Below are 14779 nucleotides of genomic sequence, written 5' to 3' on the forward strand. Positions count from 1 at the left end.
CGTGCAACTGAAGAAGCTGATGAAGGACCTCGTCGATGCCGTCGACGGAGCAGGGCGCGAGTTCAAGACCGGATTCTCCGGCGCTTTCCGCAAGCGCGGCGGCCGGCACCGTGCCGATGCAGATCGCGTGCGGCGGACCGATCGCGACGGGGCCGACAGCGTGCCCACGCATCGCGACGGGGCCGACAGGGTGCCCACGCATCGTGCCGAGAAGCCGACATCGCACGCGAAGAAGTACGACATCCTCACGGACGTCTCCCGAGGCATCGAGACGCACGGACATGTGCCCCGTCACGCCAAGCCGGACTACAACCTCATGCAGGACCTCGGCCGGTCCGTGGGCAAGAGCATCCGCGACATCCCTGGAGACATCGTCGACGAGGTCAAGGGCGTGCCGAAGAAGGTGCCGGGTCAGCTCGTCGAGGAACTCTACGAGGATGCCATCGGGCAGGACAGCCCCGACAAGTACGGCCGGCAGGGCGGCGACATGCGCTTCCTCGCGCCGGCGAGCGAGGCGAGCGACCTGAGCGGACTCGGCCAGGGCGACCTCGAGACCCGATTCGGGATGAGATCAGGTGCCCTGGACGGCGCCACCATCGAGATCGAGGAGATCCCGGACTCGCGCTTCGTCAGCGTGAAGATCGACTACCCGGGGCGCGACTGAAGCATCCGGGCAGATCCACCCGGGAAGCAGTACCCATCGTGTTCTCGATGATCGTTGCTTACAGTCGTCTGCAGGAGGGGGTGCCACCGTGGGAATGATGTTGCCGAATGAGCTGATATGGGTGATGGAGAAGCTGGGATTCGACTGGCCGGACATCGATGAGGACGAGGTTCGCAAAGGCGCGACGCTGGTCCGCGATCTCGGGACCGATCTGGAATCGGTCGTCCAGGCGGTCGATCGGAAGATGAACGGCGACCTGGGCGTCGCGATGCGAGGACAGACCGGACCCGCGACACTGAGCGCCTGGAACACCAATCGTTCGCAGAACCTGCAGAAGCTGATCGACATCATGCCGCCCGCGGCGACGGCGATGGATGTGGGCGCGGAAGTGATCCTCGGGTTGAAGATGAAGGTGATCTTCGACGTCACGACGACGATGATCGCCCTGGTCGGGATGCTGACGAACCCGATCACCGCCGTGGGTGCCGGCCCCATGCTGCTCATCAAGAAGAAGCTCCTGAACGCGGCGGTGGACATCGTGGTGGAGCAGCTGATCGAACAGCTCGCGCCGATGGTGATCGAGCCGATGTCCGAGCATCTGCCGGCGGTCATCGACGCGATCCTGGACGCGCCGATGACAGAGAGCGCGGTCGGCGACACCGATGAGTTCTACGCTGACCTGCAGGCCCTTGAGGATGCGCAGACGGACATGAAGCTTCACGGCACCGACATCTCGACGCTGACATCGAACTTCTTCACGGAGTTCTCCGCCCTCGACTTCGGAGGAGACGACTGATGAGCAAGGCCGCACGCGAGGTCATGCGCAAGGTGAAGAACTCGGTTGACGACGCCGGTGGCGACCTCAATCTCAGGCTCGCCCAGCTCACCGACCGGATCAACGAGCACCTCGACAGTGTCGTGAAGAAGGTGCGCGACACGGACAACTTCGACAGCATCGACACGACGCGAGGCAGGAACTCCAAGACGACGCACTTCGATCCGGAGAACCGGCGGCCGGTGCAGGAGAACGGCACCATCCTCGACGACTTCGGCAGCAGTGACCGCGGCGACAACGCGACGGCGATCGGGCAGCTCGGTCGGGACGGCGACGACGGCGGTCACCTCGGCGCTCATCGCTTCTACGGAGACACGCCCGACGAGGGAATCGTGCCGCAGGCCGCGAACCTCAATCGGGGGGCCTGGAAGAAGATGGAGAATGAGTGGGCTGACTGGGCGGCGGAGGGCTGCCGGGTCGACTACCGCATCGCCATCGACCCTCCGGGCGCCGTGCGGCCTGATAGGTTTCAGGTGGCGTACGTGGTGTCGGATCCTTCGACCGGCGAGATTCTCGAGACGCGCAGCCCGTCCTTCGATAACATCACCGGCGAGATATTCCACCGCATCAACCAGCGCTGAACCTCGTCGAAAGGAATCTCGTGTCAGAGAACGTGACCGCCGATCTTCTCCACGCCCTGGTGGACCACATGGATGGACCGGACATCGACCGGGAGGGCTGGGCATCCTTGGCGATGATCCTCGAGTTCCCCGACGGGGCGTTCAACGAGGCGCACGGCTACCTCTACTCCCCGGATGGCACGATCTCCGCGGTGGCTGCGGACGCCTGGGCGGTCAAGCCGGCAGTGGACGCGTACATGGGAAGCTACTTCAAGGACGGCGACGCGTTGCCCGTGCAGGTGCTCGTGCAGCTCGACCGCACGAACGGGAAGTACAACGTGACGTTCGAGGACACCGATGAGACGCGGTGGAAGATGACCCCGCGGAACCGCAAGGTGTTCCGCGAGGAGCTCCGGCCGACGTTCGACTGACGGCCGCCGCCCTCCTGCGCTCGAACCGGGCCTGGCGCGCATTCGGCCCTTCGCATGGCAAGATGTTCGCCGAGGGGGTTCGATACGTGACTGAGCTGAAGCCTGCCGCGACGGTTGAAGGGGGTGCCCAGGCGAAAGGCGTGAACGGCGCTGCGCCATTGCGTCTCGAGTTCGCGGGGGAGTGGCACGAGCTGCCCTCGGACCAGCCGTTCATCATCGGCCGCGAGGGCGACCTCGAGATCGACGACAACCCGTACCTGCACCGGCACTTCCTCGAGCTTCAGCATCATGACGGCCTGTGGTGGCTGGCCAATGTCGGAGTGCGTCTGGCCGCGACGGTCTCCAGCGCGGGAGGCGCTGTGCAGTCGTGGCTGTCGCCCGGCGCGCGCATGCCGCTCGTGTTCGAGCGCAACGTCATCGTGTTCACGGCAGGGCCGGTCACCTACGAGCTCAGTCTGCACACCGAAGAGGCGCCCTACGAGGTTTCCAGTCAGGTCGAGGCGTCGATGAGCGGCGAGACGACGGTGATGCCCGTGAGCTTCACCACCATGCAGAAGCAGCTGATCGTCGCCCTCGCCGAACCCATGCTGCGCCGGGAGGGCGTCAGCATGAATGAGCTGCCGTCGTCGAGCGACGCAGCGGGGCGCCTCGGCTGGAGCATGAGCAAGTTCAACCGCAAGCTCGACAACGTCTGCGACAAGCTCGACCGCATGGGCGTGCAGGGGCTGCGCGGGGGACCGGGCAAGCTCGCCACCAACCGTCGCGCTCGCCTCGTCGAGTACGCCGTCACCTCGCAGGTCGTCACCCGTGCCGATCTGCCGCTCCTCGACGACGAGGCGCTGCGGAATCAGAGCGACGCGGACGACTGAGTCGCAAGCGTCAGCGCGCGGCGTCGGCGAGGTGCCGGGCGTGATGCCCGAGCACCTTGACCATGATCCCGCGGCTGCGCAGAGCCGCGGCGGTGCGGGTCTCCTCGTCGCGGTCGCGCCCGAGAGCGTGCACGTTCGCGACGACGAGCACATCTCCGCGCCGCAGGGTGTCGAGCAGGCGCCGGACGCGGTCCTCCCACGACTCGAGGATGTCGGGCGCCGGATGCCGGAACCCCTCGATCGGCACGCCGAAGCGCGTGAGGTCCTCGCGCTGCTCGGTGACCGACGGCATCCCGTCGCGGGCTACGACGAGCCCCACCAGGCGCGCGCCCTCCGGGCGGGCCGACCACCAGTCGTGGTCGAGGTTCGCCAGGCACTTCGGACAGTCGGCTGCCGCGTGCGGCAGGTGCAGCGGACTCGTCAGCGCGGCATCCATCGTCTCGTTCACGTCGTTCATCCCCGAACCTCCGGCATCCATTCTGCCCTGACCCGGTGACATCACAGCACGCCGAGCGCGCGCACCGCGTCGCGCTCGGCGACCAGCTCCGCGACGGACGCGTCGATCCGCCCGCGGGCCCATGCGCTCAGCTCCAGCCCCTCGACGATCTGCCAGCGGCCGTCGACCGAGCGCACCGGGAACGAGGAGACGAGGCCGGCGGGCACACCGTACTCGCCGTTCGAGACGACACCGGCGCTCGTCCAGTCGTCCGTGCCGTGCACCCAGTCGCGCGCGTGCTCGATGGTCGCGTTCGCGGCGGATGCCACGGACGACGACCCGCGCACCTCGATGATCTCCGCACCGCGCTTCGCGACCCGGGGGATGAAGGTCTGCTCCAGCCATGCCTCGACGTCGTCGACGCGCTCGGCGAGAGCCTCGAGCACGGGGCGGCCGTCGACCGTCGCATGCGTCACGTCGGGGAACTGCGTGGCCGAGTGATTGCCCCAGATCGGCACGCGCCGGATGGCTGACACCGGAGCATCCAGTGCGGCGGCGAGCTGCGCGCGGGCGCGGTTCTCGTCGAGGCGGGTGAGCGCGGTGAAGCGCTCCGCGGGGATGCCGTCGGCGGCTGCCGCGGCGATCAGCGCGTTCGTGTTGGCGGGGTTGCCCACCACGGTCACGCGCACGTCGGATGCCGCGGATCCGGCGATCGCGGCCCCCTGCGGGCCGAAGATCCCGGCGTTGGCGGCGAGGAGGTCCGCGCGCTCCATGCCGGGGCCGCGCGGGCGGGCGCCGACGAGCAGGGCGAGGTTGCAGCCGTCGAACCCGGTTGCTGCGTCATCGGTCACCTCGACGCTCTCGAGCAGGTCGAACGCGCAGTCCTGGAGCTCGAGCGCCGCCCCTTCGGCGGCTTTCAGGCCCTGCGGGATCTCGAGCAGTCGCAGCCGCACCTTCTCGTCCTGTCCGAGCATGTCGCCCGCGGCGATGCGGAACAGCAGCGCGTATCCGATCTGCCCGCCCGCACCCGTGATCGTGATCGTGGTCGCCATGGGTATGAGCCTACGTCGGCCGCTGGTGCGGGGGTACCCTCATCCTATGACGTTCAACCCTGACGCCGACATCTCCGGAAACCGCACCCGTCGCCCCGGTCGCACCGCCGCTATCGCCGGCGGCGGTGCCGGCGTGCTCGGCCTCGTGGCGCTCGTGGTCGCCATGCTCGGCGGTCCCGACCTCACCGGTCTGGTCGGCGGAGCGTCCGGAGGCGAGCAGCAGCCGGCATCGGGCGGCACGAGCACCCTCGCCGAATGTCAGACCGGCGAGGACGCCAACACGCAGGACGACTGCCGGATGGCGGGCGCCCAGGTGCTTCTCGACGACTACTGGGCGCAGCGCGTCGACGGGTACATCCCGCCGCAGCTCTACGTGTTCGAAGGGCAGACGACGACGCAGTGCGGTACGGCATCCAACTCGGTCGGCCCGTTCTACTGCCCGCCCGAGCAGGGCGTCTACATCGACCCCGACTTCTTCCAGATCATGCGGCAGCAGTTCGATGCGTCGGCCGGCGAGCTCGCGCAGCTCTACATCGTCGGGCACGAGTGGGGCCACCACATCCAGAACATCACCGGGATCATGCAGGATCACCCGAACAACGGCTCGGGGCCCGACAGCAACAGCGTCCGCACCGAGCTGCAGGCCGACTGCTACGCCGGGGCGTGGCTGGCCGATGCCGCCTCGCTCACCGACGAGAACGGTGTCGCGTACCTCGAGACGCCCACCGACGCGCAGCTCAAGGATGCCCTGAACGCCGCGTTCGCCGTCGGTGACGACCACATCCAGGAGCAGGCCGGCTTCAACAACCCCGAATCCTGGACGCACGGCTCGAGCGAGCAGCGGCAGTATTGGTTCGCGAACGGCTACCAGAACGGTTTGGGCAGCTGCGACACCTTCTCGGTCGACGGCGCAGACCTCTGACTCCGGAGCCCCTCCCAGCACTGTGGTTCCGCGGGAGAACGGCCTCTCCACGGTACGGTGAATGAGGCGTCGAGCGCGACGCGAGCGTTATCCACGGGGGACGAACATGAACACGGATGCACTGTATCCGCCGATCGAACCGTACGACAGCGGAATGCTGCTCGTCGGTGACGGTCAGCGCATCGCCTGGGAGGTCAGCGGCAACCCCGAAGGCAAGCCCGTCGTGTTCCTGCACGGCGGCCCCGGCGGCGGCACCGCGCCGTGGCACCGACGGTTCTTCGACCCCGAGAAGTACCGGATCGTACTGTTCGACCAGCGCGGCTGCGGACGCAGCACTCCGCACGCGAGCGCACCCGACGCCGACCTGCGCTTCAACACGACCGCGCACCTCATCGCCGACATCGAACTGCTGCGCAAGAACCTGGGCATCGAGGCCTGGCAGGTCTTCGGCGGATCGTGGGGCAGCGCGCTCGCGCTCGCCTACGCGCAGGCCCACCCGGGCGCCGTCACCGAACTCGTGCTCCGGGGCATCTTCACGCTGCGCCGCGAAGAGCTGGAGTGGTTCTACGAGGGCGGCGCCGGGGCACTGTTCCCCGACCTCTGGGAGGGGTTCATCGAGCCGATCCCCGTGCTCGAGCGCAACCGCCTGATCGACGCGTACCACCGGCGCCTGTTCGACCCGGACCCGGCAGTGCACGTGCCGGCGGCCCGCGCCTGGTCGAAGTGGGAGGGGTCGACGATCACGCTCCTCCCCGACGAGGACACCATCGAGCGGATGACCGAGGATGCCACCGCCGTGGCCTTCGCGCGCATCGAGAACCACTTCTTCGTCAACCGCGGCTGGTGGACCGAGGGTCAGCTCATCGCCGGCGTGGAGGCCATCCGGCACATCCCCGCCGTCATCGTCCAGGGCCGCTACGACATCTGCACACCGATGATGACCGCGTGGGATCTGCACCGGGCGTGGCCGGAGGCCGAGTTCGTCGTGGTGAACGACGCCGGGCACGCGGCATCCGAACCGGGCATCCAACAGGCTCTCCGCGACGCGACTGACCTCTTCGCCGGCGACTGAGATCAGGCGCGCAGCGCCTGCAGCAGCGTCTTGACGAGCCCGATCGCGCCGCCGTTCGCACGGAAGCGCGTGAGGCCCTCGCTGACGACGGCACCCGTGCGCGCGGTCACGAACCACGGCGGCTTCGGCAGGATCGTGAACCGCCCGCCGCCGCCTGCGCCGGGAAGCGACCGCGGGAAAGGGCGGAACGGCCCGCGCAGCACCGTGCGCTCGACGCGGTCGAGCAGCAGCGCGTTGTGGACGACGCCGATGCCGCTACCGACGTCCTGCAGCGTGTTTCCGGGGAACGCGCCCCACGTCAGCGTCGGGGTGATGAACCCGAAGGCGGTCCAGGCGTTGATCGCGATCGAACCGTAGCGCAGCGCCGTGATCGCACGGTCGAATCCGGCACCGAGGGAGCGCTCCGTGGCCGGATCGATCAGAAGGTTCGCGCCCAGGGTGCCCTGGAGTCTGTCGTTCGCGTGCGCGACAGCGGCATCCAGGAAGTCCTGGCCCGTTCCGGGAAGAGCGACGACGCCGAGCACCGGCGCGAAGTACTCGGTGGTCTCGAGCGCGGTGGCCTCGTCATCCGCCCCGAGCTCGACGAGCAGGCGGTCGCCGAGCACGAGCGCGTCGGGGTAGTCGTCGTTCGCCTGCTGCATCCGTCCGTCAGAATGCGGGTACCAGATGGGACGCTCCGGAGCCTTCGCATAGGCGCGACGCAGCGCCGCGCGGAACGCGTCTGCCTGAGCCCACTCGGACGACATGATCACGACCTGCCCGGCGATGCAGTTGTGCCCGCTGTTCTGCAGTCGCATCGTCGCGATGTGCTCTGCCTGGAACGTCAGGTCGGCGTCGGTCCACTCGCCGGGGACGACGATGATGGGCGAGACCCCGCCGAGCTCGGCCGTGATGGGCTTCTTCAGCAGAGGCCGGTTCTCGCGGCGCCGACGAGTGGTCGCGCTGCCGGGCGCACCCCACGTGATCGCATCGAACGTCGCGGCCGACCCGGTGATGTGCACGTGGGCGATGCTCTTGTGTCCGGTGAGATAGGCGCCGACATCGCCGCCGCCGCGGACGATGCGCAGGAACCCGGGTTCGATGAGCGCCGCGAACGCGTGCTCGAAGACGGGAACGAGGGCGTCCTGCGTGGGATTGACCTTCAGCAGCACGGTGCGGTTGTACGCGAGCAGCTCGTAGAGCACGTCGAGCACCGGGATCGAGGTCACGTTTCCGGCACCGAGAACGAGGCCGACCCCGCCCGGTTCGGCAGGGGTGCGCTGCGCGAGTCCGGCCGTCGCACGCGCGATGCGCGGCGTCGTCCCCGGCTCGAGCCACACCTCGCCGGTGAACCCCGACAGCAGCACCTTGTCGAGCCCCGTCAGCGGGAACGCGTGCACGCGGGCGCGTCCGCCGGGGGCGCGATCGATGCGGATGCCCTCGAGCGGGTTGCGGCCCGAGGCCAGGCGCGAGAGCGTCTCGGCGTACGCGTCGAGGGCGCCCAGGACGCTGTACGGGCCCGACAGCCACTCCTCGCCGCGGAGGGGATGGCTGCCGTTCAGACCCTTGGACGCGGCCGCCGTGTGCGCCCACTCCTCGGCGGATGACGCCACCGCGGTGCGCACCACGCGCAGGAGCTTGGCCCGCTGCCCGGCATCCAGCGCCGACCACGTCCGCGAACCAGCCTCGAGGGCGTCGATCGCCCCGTCGAGTCGCTCGCGCTGTTCGTCATCGAGGTCGGTCGTCGCGGTCGCGGTGGCAGCAGTCGTCATCGGCGTCTCCTTCGTGCGGGAACTCCAGCCTATGCGGGCGCTCCTGGGGGCGGTCCGACCTCGGCGCGCTCGATGTCGGTGCGGCGCAGCCGATAGCGCGAGAGCGGCAGGATGCCGAGCACGACGCCCGCGACGACGCCCATCAGCAGGTATCCGCTCACCGGATCGCCGGTCGCTCGGCGCAGCAACAGCCGCACCGAAGAGCAGGCCGCTGAGCCTGCCGAAGCGTCCGGAGCGTCAGATCAGCGAGAGCTCGCGGAGCTTCGCGGCGACGTCGTCGTTCGACGGCTCGACGTGGTGCGTGGCGTCGGGGTAGACGACGACGGGGATGTTCGTGCGCCCCGAGATCTCCTTCGCGACGTCCGCGGCGGCGGGGTCCGCGACGAGGTCGACGTAGGTGTACTCGATGCCGAGCTCGTCGAGCTGCTTCTTGGTGCGGATGCAGTCGCGGCACCAGTCGGCGCCGAACATCGTGATCGTGTCCCGAGCGGTTTCAGTCATGCATCCAGGATATGCGCGTCTCGATGGGGAAGGGGCGATCGCGACCCCCTCGGCATGGCCGCGCGCAGCTTCCTCGGGGTGCAGGCTCCGCCCTCGTAGCGCCTGTGGAATCCGTGCATGTCCCATAGCAGGACATGGGACGATGGATGCCGTCGTCCAGCGAGCACGGAAGGGGACGCGCGTGGGCATCGCCATCACCGTCATCGTCCCCACCTTCAACGAGCGGGGCAACGTCGAAGAACTCGTCGAGCGCACGGCTGCGGCGCTCGACGGGCGCGACGCCGAGATCCTGTTCGTGGACGACAGCACCGACGACACCGCCGCCGAGGTCGAGCGGGTGGGCTCCACGGCGTCGATTCCGGTGCGCGTGATCCACCGAAGCGCGAACACCGGCGGGCTCGGCGGCGCCGTGGTGCTCGGTATCGCTGAGGCGCACGGAGACGTCTGCATCGTCATAGACGGCGATCTGCAGCATCCCCCTGAACTCATCCCGGCCATGCTCGACCGCTTCGCGCAGGGCGATGCGGATGTCGTCGCGGCGTCGCGCTACGTCGGCGGCGGCGACTCCACCGGGCTCGGCACGACGCTGCGGTTCGGCGTCTCGCGGGCATCGACCTGGCTGACCAAGGCGATGTTCCCCCGTCGCCTTGCGAACGCGACCGATCCGATGACCGGGTTCTTCCTCGTCGACCGGACGCGCCTGGACGTCGCAGCGCTCCGCCCGCAGGGGTTCAAGATCCTGCTCGAGATCCTCGCCCGCACCGATGTGCGCGTCGCCGAGGTGCCGATGGAGTTCTCGGAGCGGCGCAGCGGAACGTCGAAGGCGTCGCTGCGGCAGGGGGCGACGTTCATCGCCCACCTCGCCCGGCTACGGTTCGGCAAGATGTCGCTGTTCGCGGTCATCGGGGCGATCGGAGCGCTCGCGAACCTCGGCATCATGTGGCTGCTCACGGCAGCGGGCATGCCGTACGTCTGGGCGGCGATCATCGGCGCCGAGGCCACGATCATCGGCAACTTCCTGCTGCAGGAGCGGTTCGTGTTCGGCGACATGCGCACGGACGCCCGCGGCGTGTGGGCGCGGTTCGCGGCATCCTTCACGTTCAACAACGTCGAGGCGGCGCTGCGCATCCCGATCATGGTGCTGATGGTCGAGACGTGGCACATCTCGAGCGTGCTGGCGACCGCGATCTCGCTCGTCGTCGCCTTCTTCGCGCGCTTCCTCTTCCACTCCCTGTTCGTGTACGCACCGCGCCGCGATCGCCGCCGGGAGCGGGCGCCGAAGGCCGACACGGCCGCGCAGCGCATCATCCGCGCGATCGACGCCGAGGCCATGCGTCCCGGCGAGCTCTGATTTGAGCATAGGAAACCAATAGTCGCTCAATAGGTTCCGCATGGAAGCGGCATAGTCTTCGCTCGGGTCGGACGGTCACTCTGGGTTCATCAACGAAACCGGACACGACCGAAGGGCCCGACATGACCCGCATTCCCGAACCCGAGACCACCCCGAGGGCCCCGCCTACGAGGGCCGGCTCTCGACCGCCCGGACGAAGAGGTCGTCGACCAGGGCGCGCCCTTCGACATCGGCACGCTCATGACCCGCCGCGGCATCATCAGCATCGCCGCACTCGGCGTCGGCGCGGCCGTGCTCGCGGCCTGTGCGCCGGCGGCGAGCACGAACAGCGGATCCGACTCGACCTCGACCTCAGGATCGAGCGACTCGTCCGAGAGCTCGAACACCACTGGCAGCTCCACGAGCGTGACGGCAGAGGGCGAGATCCCCGACGAGACTGCCGGTCCGTACCCGGGCGACGGGTCCAACGGGCCCGACGTCCTCGAGGAGTCCGGGATCGTGCGTCAGGACATCCGCTCGTCGATCGACGGATCGGCGACCGCAGACGGCGTGCCGCTCACGTTCCGCCTCGAGGTCCTCGACATGGCGAACGGCGACTCACCCTTCGAAGGGGCCGCGGTCTACGCCTGGCACTGCACGGCCGACGGCGAGTACTCGATGTACTCCTCCGGCCTCGAGGACGTCACGTACCTGCGCGGTGTGCAGGTCGCGGATGCCGACGGGATGGTCTCGTTCACGTCGATCTTCCCCGGCTGCTACTCGGGCCGGTGGCCGCACATCCACTTCGAGGTGTACCCGGATGCCGCGTCGATCAGCGACTCCGCGAACGCCATCGCGACCTCCCAGATCGCCTTGCCGGAAGAGACCTGCAACGCCGTCTACACCGACTCGAGGTACAGCTCGTCCGTGCAGAACCTCGCCGGGATCACGCTCGCCAGCGACAACGTCTTCGGCGATGACAGCGGCGCGCTGCAGCTGGCGACCATGACGGGGGATGCCGCCAGCGGCTACACCGCCACCCTCCAGGTGCGGATCGACACCACCACGACACCGTCGGCCGGCTCCGCGCCGAGCGGCGGAGGCCCCGGCGACCGGCCCGGATCCTGACCATCGCGACCTCTTCGAAAGGACCTCATCATGCTCCAGAACCTCACCGGCTGGCACGCTCTCATCATCCTCGGCATCGTCATCCTCATCTTCGGGGCGGCGAAGCTCCCGGCGCTCGCGCGCAGCGTCGGTCAGTCGCTGCGCATCCTCAAGGCGGAGGCGCAGACCGTCGAGGCCGAGGCGCCGGTCGCGGCCTCCAGCGCGCCGGACAGCGCGTCCGCGAACACGGCGCCTGCTTCTACGGCCCCGGCGCCCGCCAGCGCCGCACTCGGAGCGGACTGAGCCGTGACGGCTCTCGTCGACGCGCCGGCGCCCGCGGACGCGCAGGCGGATGCCGCACGCATGCCGCTGTCCTCGCACCTGCGCGAGGCGCGGCGGCGGGCGGTGCGGGCGACCGTCGCGGGCGTCGTCGCGATCGTGGCCGGCTACGCGCTCGCCCCGCACATCCTCGATGCGCTGCGCGCGCCGATCGAGGAGCTCGCCGCATCGCGTGACGCGAGCCTGAACTACGACAGCATCACCGGTGCCTTCGATCTGCGGCTCACAGTCGCCCTCTACACGGGGATCGTGCTGTCGAGCCCGGTGTGGCTGTACGAGCTGTTCGCCTACCTCGCACCGGGCCTGACCCGGCGCGAGAAGAAGCATGCGTACGGGTTCCTGGGGGCGGCGGTCCCGCTGTTCCTCGCGGGCTGCACGACCGGCGCCCTGCTGTTCCCGCACATGGTGGAGCTGCTCGCCGGGTTCGCGGACACCGAGGACAGCACGCTGCTGCAGGCCTCCGACTACGTCGACTTCGTGCTCAAGATCGTCGTGGCGACCGGCATCGCCTTCGTGCTCCCCGTCGTCCTCGTAGCGCTGAACATGCTCGGGATCCTGTCCGCGGCGACGATCGCACGCAGCTGGCGCATCGTGCTCGTCGCGATCGTCGTCTTCAGTGCCGTGGTGACACCCGCCGCCGACGTGCTGTCGATGTTCCTCGTGGCCGTGCCGATGGCTCTGCTATTCGCTGCCGCGCTCGCCGTGACCTGGTGGCACGACCGGTCGATGCGTCGCCGCGATCGGGCGCAGAAAGAAGAGGTGAGAGATGTTCGGCCTGACCATTGAGAAGCTCGTCCTGGTGGCGATCTGCGCCGCCGTCATCATCGGCCCGCACCGCCTGCCGGAGTATGCGCAGCGATTCTCCGCGGCCGTTCGACGACTGACGCTGGCGGCGGCGGAGGCGCGCACGCGCACGATCGACGACGCCGGGGTCGCTCTCGTACGGGCGGACTGGCAGGCGCTCGATCCCCGGCAGTACGACCCGCGGCGGATCATCCGGGACGCGCTGCGCGAGGCCGATGCTCCGCCGCCGGTCGCGGAGGGCGATGCAGGGATAGTCGCTGTCGGTGAGCCGGACACGACTCCACTCACGCCGCGTGCGGGGCGCTGGGTGGTGGAGGGATCCTCCGCTCATCCCCGGCGCATCTGGGTGCCGGACGAGGAGGTCGTCGCAGCGGCGTCGAGCTGATTCTGGAGCCGTTGTCGCCGTCACTGCTACAATAGGTGGTGCAACGTGAATGATTCGCCGCGATTTCGGCGCGCACGATGCCACTGATCAGGGCCCATCCAAGGACCGCGCACACCGACGCGCGCGGCATCCGCTCTCGATCTCCAGAAATTCTGGATGCGCTTCGTGCGCGTCCGCACAGCAATGTGTGAACCAAGCAATGAGCAACACCATGAGCAACACCACCACCACCCATCCACCAGTACCCCTGACCTGGAAGCAGGCCGACGAAGACGTTCACGTCGCGACGCGAGCCGGCGAATACGCCGGATTCGTCGAACTCGACGTCGAAGGACACGTCGTCCGCGACAACCACGGCACCGAGCTCGGATCGTTCGCGACCCTCGCCGCCGCGCGCCGCGCGCTCGAAGGATCGACGCAGCGGCGTACGCGTTCGTTCGTGCAGACCGTGCGCAGACACCTGGGCAAGGTGCGCGGCTGACCATCGGCTGAACAACTCCGATGTATGCGCAGTGTCGTATACGGCCCGGGTTAGCCTGAGACGAAGCGATCGGCAGCTGCCCTTGGCTTCACAGCTCAAGGGCTCCGATCGACAGGAGAGCAAGATCTCCATTGCACAGGTCGAACAGACCACAAGCACTCTTGGCCGCGTACGTCAGACTTACGCAGGCAACGCCGACTTCCCTCCGATGGCGAAGGCGTATCAGAACGTCTCGCAGGTCGTCCGCGAGATGGGGCTGCTGCAGCGCGCGCCCCGCTTCTACAGCTTCGTCGCCGTCGGCATCGCGCTCGCCCTCGGTGGCGCGATCACCGGATTCATCCTCTTCGGCGACAGCTGGTACCAGCTGCTCATCGCCGGGGCCCTCGGCATCATCTTCACGCAGATCGCCTTCCTCGCCCACGAGGCGGCCCATCGCCAGATCCTGTCGTCCGGGCCGGCGAACTTCCGTCTCGCGCGGATTCTCGCCGGTTCCATCGGCATGAGCTACTCGTGGTGGGACTCCAAGCACACCAAGCATCACGGCAACCCGAACATGGTGGGCCGCGACCCCGACATCGAGGTCGACACCATCTCGTTCCTCGAAGAGGATGCGGCCAAGTCCCGTGGCATCATCCGGCTGATCACACGCAAACAGGGCTGGCTGTTCTTCCCGCTGCTCACGCTCGAGGGCCTCAACCTGCACTACCTGAGCATCAAGTACCTCCTCACCGAGAGGAAGGTCAAGGGCCGCTGGATCGAGCTCGGCATCATCGCGCTGCGCTTCGCACTGCTGCTGGCCCCTGTGTTCCTCTTCCTTCCGCTGGGCATGGCGTTCGCCTTCATCGGCGTGCAGATGGCGGTCTTCGGTGTCTACATGGGGGCGTCGTTCGCCCCGAACCACAAGGGCATGCCGATCATCGAGCCCGGAGCACGGCTGGACTTCTTCACGAAGCAGGTGCGCACCTCCCGCAACATCTCCGGCGGATGGTGGGCGACCTGGCTCATGGGCGGCCTGAACTACCAGGTCGAGCACCACCTCTTCCCAAGCATGCCTCGCCTGCACCTGTCCCAGGCCCGCGGCATCGTCCGCGATTACTGCGCGGCGAACGACGTGCCGTACACCGAGACCTCGCTGATCCGCTCCTACCGCATCGTCATCGAGTACCTCAACCGTGTGGGACTCGCCGCGGGCGACCCGTTCGACTGCCCGGCGGCAGCTCAGCTCCGTCGGGCGTAGGCC

General features: G+C 68.4%; 19 protein-coding genes. 14 read left to right on the forward strand and 5 right to left on the reverse strand.

Going from position 1 to position 14779, the window contains the following annotated elements; translation table 11 throughout:
* Window position 1: 1 nt before the first annotated feature.
* The 5 genes from HWX58_RS08040 to HWX58_RS08060 all read left to right on the forward strand — a co-directional run bounded on the left by HWX58_RS08040 (window position 2) and on the right by HWX58_RS08060 (window position 3359).
* A complete protein-coding gene (locus tag HWX58_RS08040; protein WP_175986794.1) occupies window positions 2–664 on the forward strand; it encodes a hypothetical protein in 663 nt (220 codons plus the stop codon).
* 124 nt (window positions 665–788) lie between these two features.
* Complete coding sequence (locus tag HWX58_RS08045) at window positions 789–1460, forward strand: WXG100-like domain-containing protein (RefSeq protein ID WP_250646153.1); 672 nt, start codon at window positions 789–791, stop codon at window positions 1458–1460.
* Window positions 1460–2080 carry a DNA/RNA non-specific endonuclease gene (locus HWX58_RS08050; protein ID WP_175986798.1) on the forward strand — a complete coding sequence of 207 codons (621 nt, stop codon included), beginning with the start codon at window positions 1460–1462 and terminating at the stop codon, window positions 2078–2080. The genes HWX58_RS08045 and HWX58_RS08050 overlap by 1 nt, the downstream gene beginning before the upstream one ends.
* A 20-nt stretch (window positions 2081–2100) precedes the next feature.
* On the forward strand, window positions 2101–2490 hold the full coding sequence (locus tag HWX58_RS08055; RefSeq protein ID WP_175986801.1) for a hypothetical protein: 390 nt from the start codon (window positions 2101–2103) through the stop codon (window positions 2488–2490).
* A 158-nt stretch (window positions 2491–2648) separates the two neighbouring features.
* Entirely contained in the window at window positions 2649–3359 is a 711-nt protein-coding gene (locus HWX58_RS08060; protein ID WP_175987057.1) for an FHA domain-containing protein, read from the forward strand.
* A 10-nt stretch (window positions 3360–3369) separates the two neighbouring features.
* Here HWX58_RS08060 and HWX58_RS08065 read toward each other — a convergent pair whose 3' ends face one another.
* On the reverse strand, window positions 3370–3816 hold the full coding sequence (locus HWX58_RS08065; RefSeq protein ID WP_175986803.1) for a recombinase family protein: 447 nt from the start codon (window positions 3814–3816) through the stop codon (window positions 3370–3372).
* Window positions 3817–3857: 41 nt separating this feature from the next.
* Complete coding sequence (locus tag HWX58_RS08070) at window positions 3858–4847, reverse strand: malate dehydrogenase (protein WP_175986806.1); 990 nt, start codon at window positions 4845–4847, stop codon at window positions 3858–3860.
* 46 nt (window positions 4848–4893) lie between these two features.
* Here HWX58_RS08070 and ypfJ point away from each other — a divergent pair, with 46 nt between their 5' ends.
* Together ypfJ and pip are read left to right on the forward strand one after the other, a co-directional pair.
* Window positions 4894–5769, forward strand: coding sequence for a KPN_02809 family neutral zinc metallopeptidase (gene ypfJ / locus HWX58_RS08075; protein WP_175986808.1), 876 nt, complete (start codon window positions 4894–4896; stop codon window positions 5767–5769).
* Between the two features lie 106 nt (window positions 5770–5875).
* Entirely contained in the window at window positions 5876–6841 is a 966-nt protein-coding gene (gene pip / locus HWX58_RS08080; RefSeq protein ID WP_175986811.1) for a prolyl aminopeptidase, read from the forward strand.
* Between the two features lie 2 nt (window positions 6842–6843).
* Here the strand turns inward: pip and HWX58_RS08085 are convergent, their stop codons facing one another.
* Genes HWX58_RS08085 through HWX58_RS08095 form a run of 3 tightly spaced genes read right to left on the reverse strand, consistent with a single transcriptional unit; the run spans window position 6844 to window position 9093 of the window.
* A complete protein-coding gene (locus tag HWX58_RS08085) occupies window positions 6844–8592 on the reverse strand; it encodes an aldehyde dehydrogenase family protein (RefSeq protein ID WP_175986813.1) in 1749 nt (582 codons plus the stop codon).
* Between the two features lie 29 nt (window positions 8593–8621).
* Window positions 8622–8780 carry a hypothetical protein gene (locus HWX58_RS08090; RefSeq protein WP_175986815.1) on the reverse strand — a complete coding sequence of 53 codons (159 nt, stop codon included), beginning with the start codon at window positions 8778–8780 and terminating at the stop codon, window positions 8622–8624.
* A gap of 49 nt (window positions 8781–8829) precedes the next feature.
* Entirely contained in the window at window positions 8830–9093 is a 264-nt protein-coding gene (locus HWX58_RS08095; protein ID WP_175986817.1) for a glutaredoxin family protein, read from the reverse strand.
* A 187-nt stretch (window positions 9094–9280) separates the two neighbouring features.
* Between HWX58_RS08095 and HWX58_RS08100 the strand changes: the two genes are divergently transcribed.
* The 7 genes from HWX58_RS08100 (at window position 9281) to HWX58_RS08130 (ending at window position 14776) form a co-directional block, all read left to right on the forward strand.
* Window positions 9281–10444, forward strand: coding sequence for a glycosyltransferase (locus HWX58_RS08100; protein WP_438268249.1), 1164 nt, complete (start codon window positions 9281–9283; stop codon window positions 10442–10444).
* 240 nt (window positions 10445–10684) lie between these two features.
* Entirely contained in the window at window positions 10685–11551 is an 867-nt protein-coding gene (locus HWX58_RS08105; RefSeq protein ID WP_175986822.1) for an intradiol ring-cleavage dioxygenase, read from the forward strand.
* A 30-nt stretch (window positions 11552–11581) separates the two neighbouring features.
* Complete coding sequence (locus tag HWX58_RS08110) at window positions 11582–11833, forward strand: twin-arginine translocase TatA/TatE family subunit (RefSeq protein WP_175986824.1); 252 nt, start codon at window positions 11582–11584, stop codon at window positions 11831–11833.
* Between the two features lie 3 nt (window positions 11834–11836).
* A complete protein-coding gene (gene tatC / locus HWX58_RS08115; protein WP_368356415.1) occupies window positions 11837–12655 on the forward strand; it encodes a twin-arginine translocase subunit TatC in 819 nt (272 codons plus the stop codon).
* Window positions 12636–13058 carry a twin-arginine translocase TatA/TatE family subunit gene (locus HWX58_RS08120; protein ID WP_175986827.1) on the forward strand — a complete coding sequence of 141 codons (423 nt, stop codon included), beginning with the start codon at window positions 12636–12638 and terminating at the stop codon, window positions 13056–13058. Before tatC ends, HWX58_RS08120 begins: the two co-directional genes overlap by 20 nt.
* Window positions 13059–13269: 211 nt before the next feature.
* Entirely contained in the window at window positions 13270–13539 is a 270-nt protein-coding gene (locus HWX58_RS08125; RefSeq protein ID WP_175986829.1) for a hypothetical protein, read from the forward strand.
* 208 nt (window positions 13540–13747) lie between these two features.
* Window positions 13748–14776, forward strand: coding sequence for a fatty acid desaturase family protein (locus HWX58_RS08130; RefSeq protein ID WP_175986831.1), 1029 nt, complete (start codon window positions 13748–13750; stop codon window positions 14774–14776).
* Window positions 14777–14779 lie beyond the last annotated feature (3 nt).

Origin of the sequence: Microbacterium tenebrionis (assembly GCF_903645325.1) — a bacterium.
Lineage (GTDB): Bacteria > Actinomycetota > Actinomycetes > Actinomycetales > Microbacteriaceae > Microbacterium > Microbacterium tenebrionis.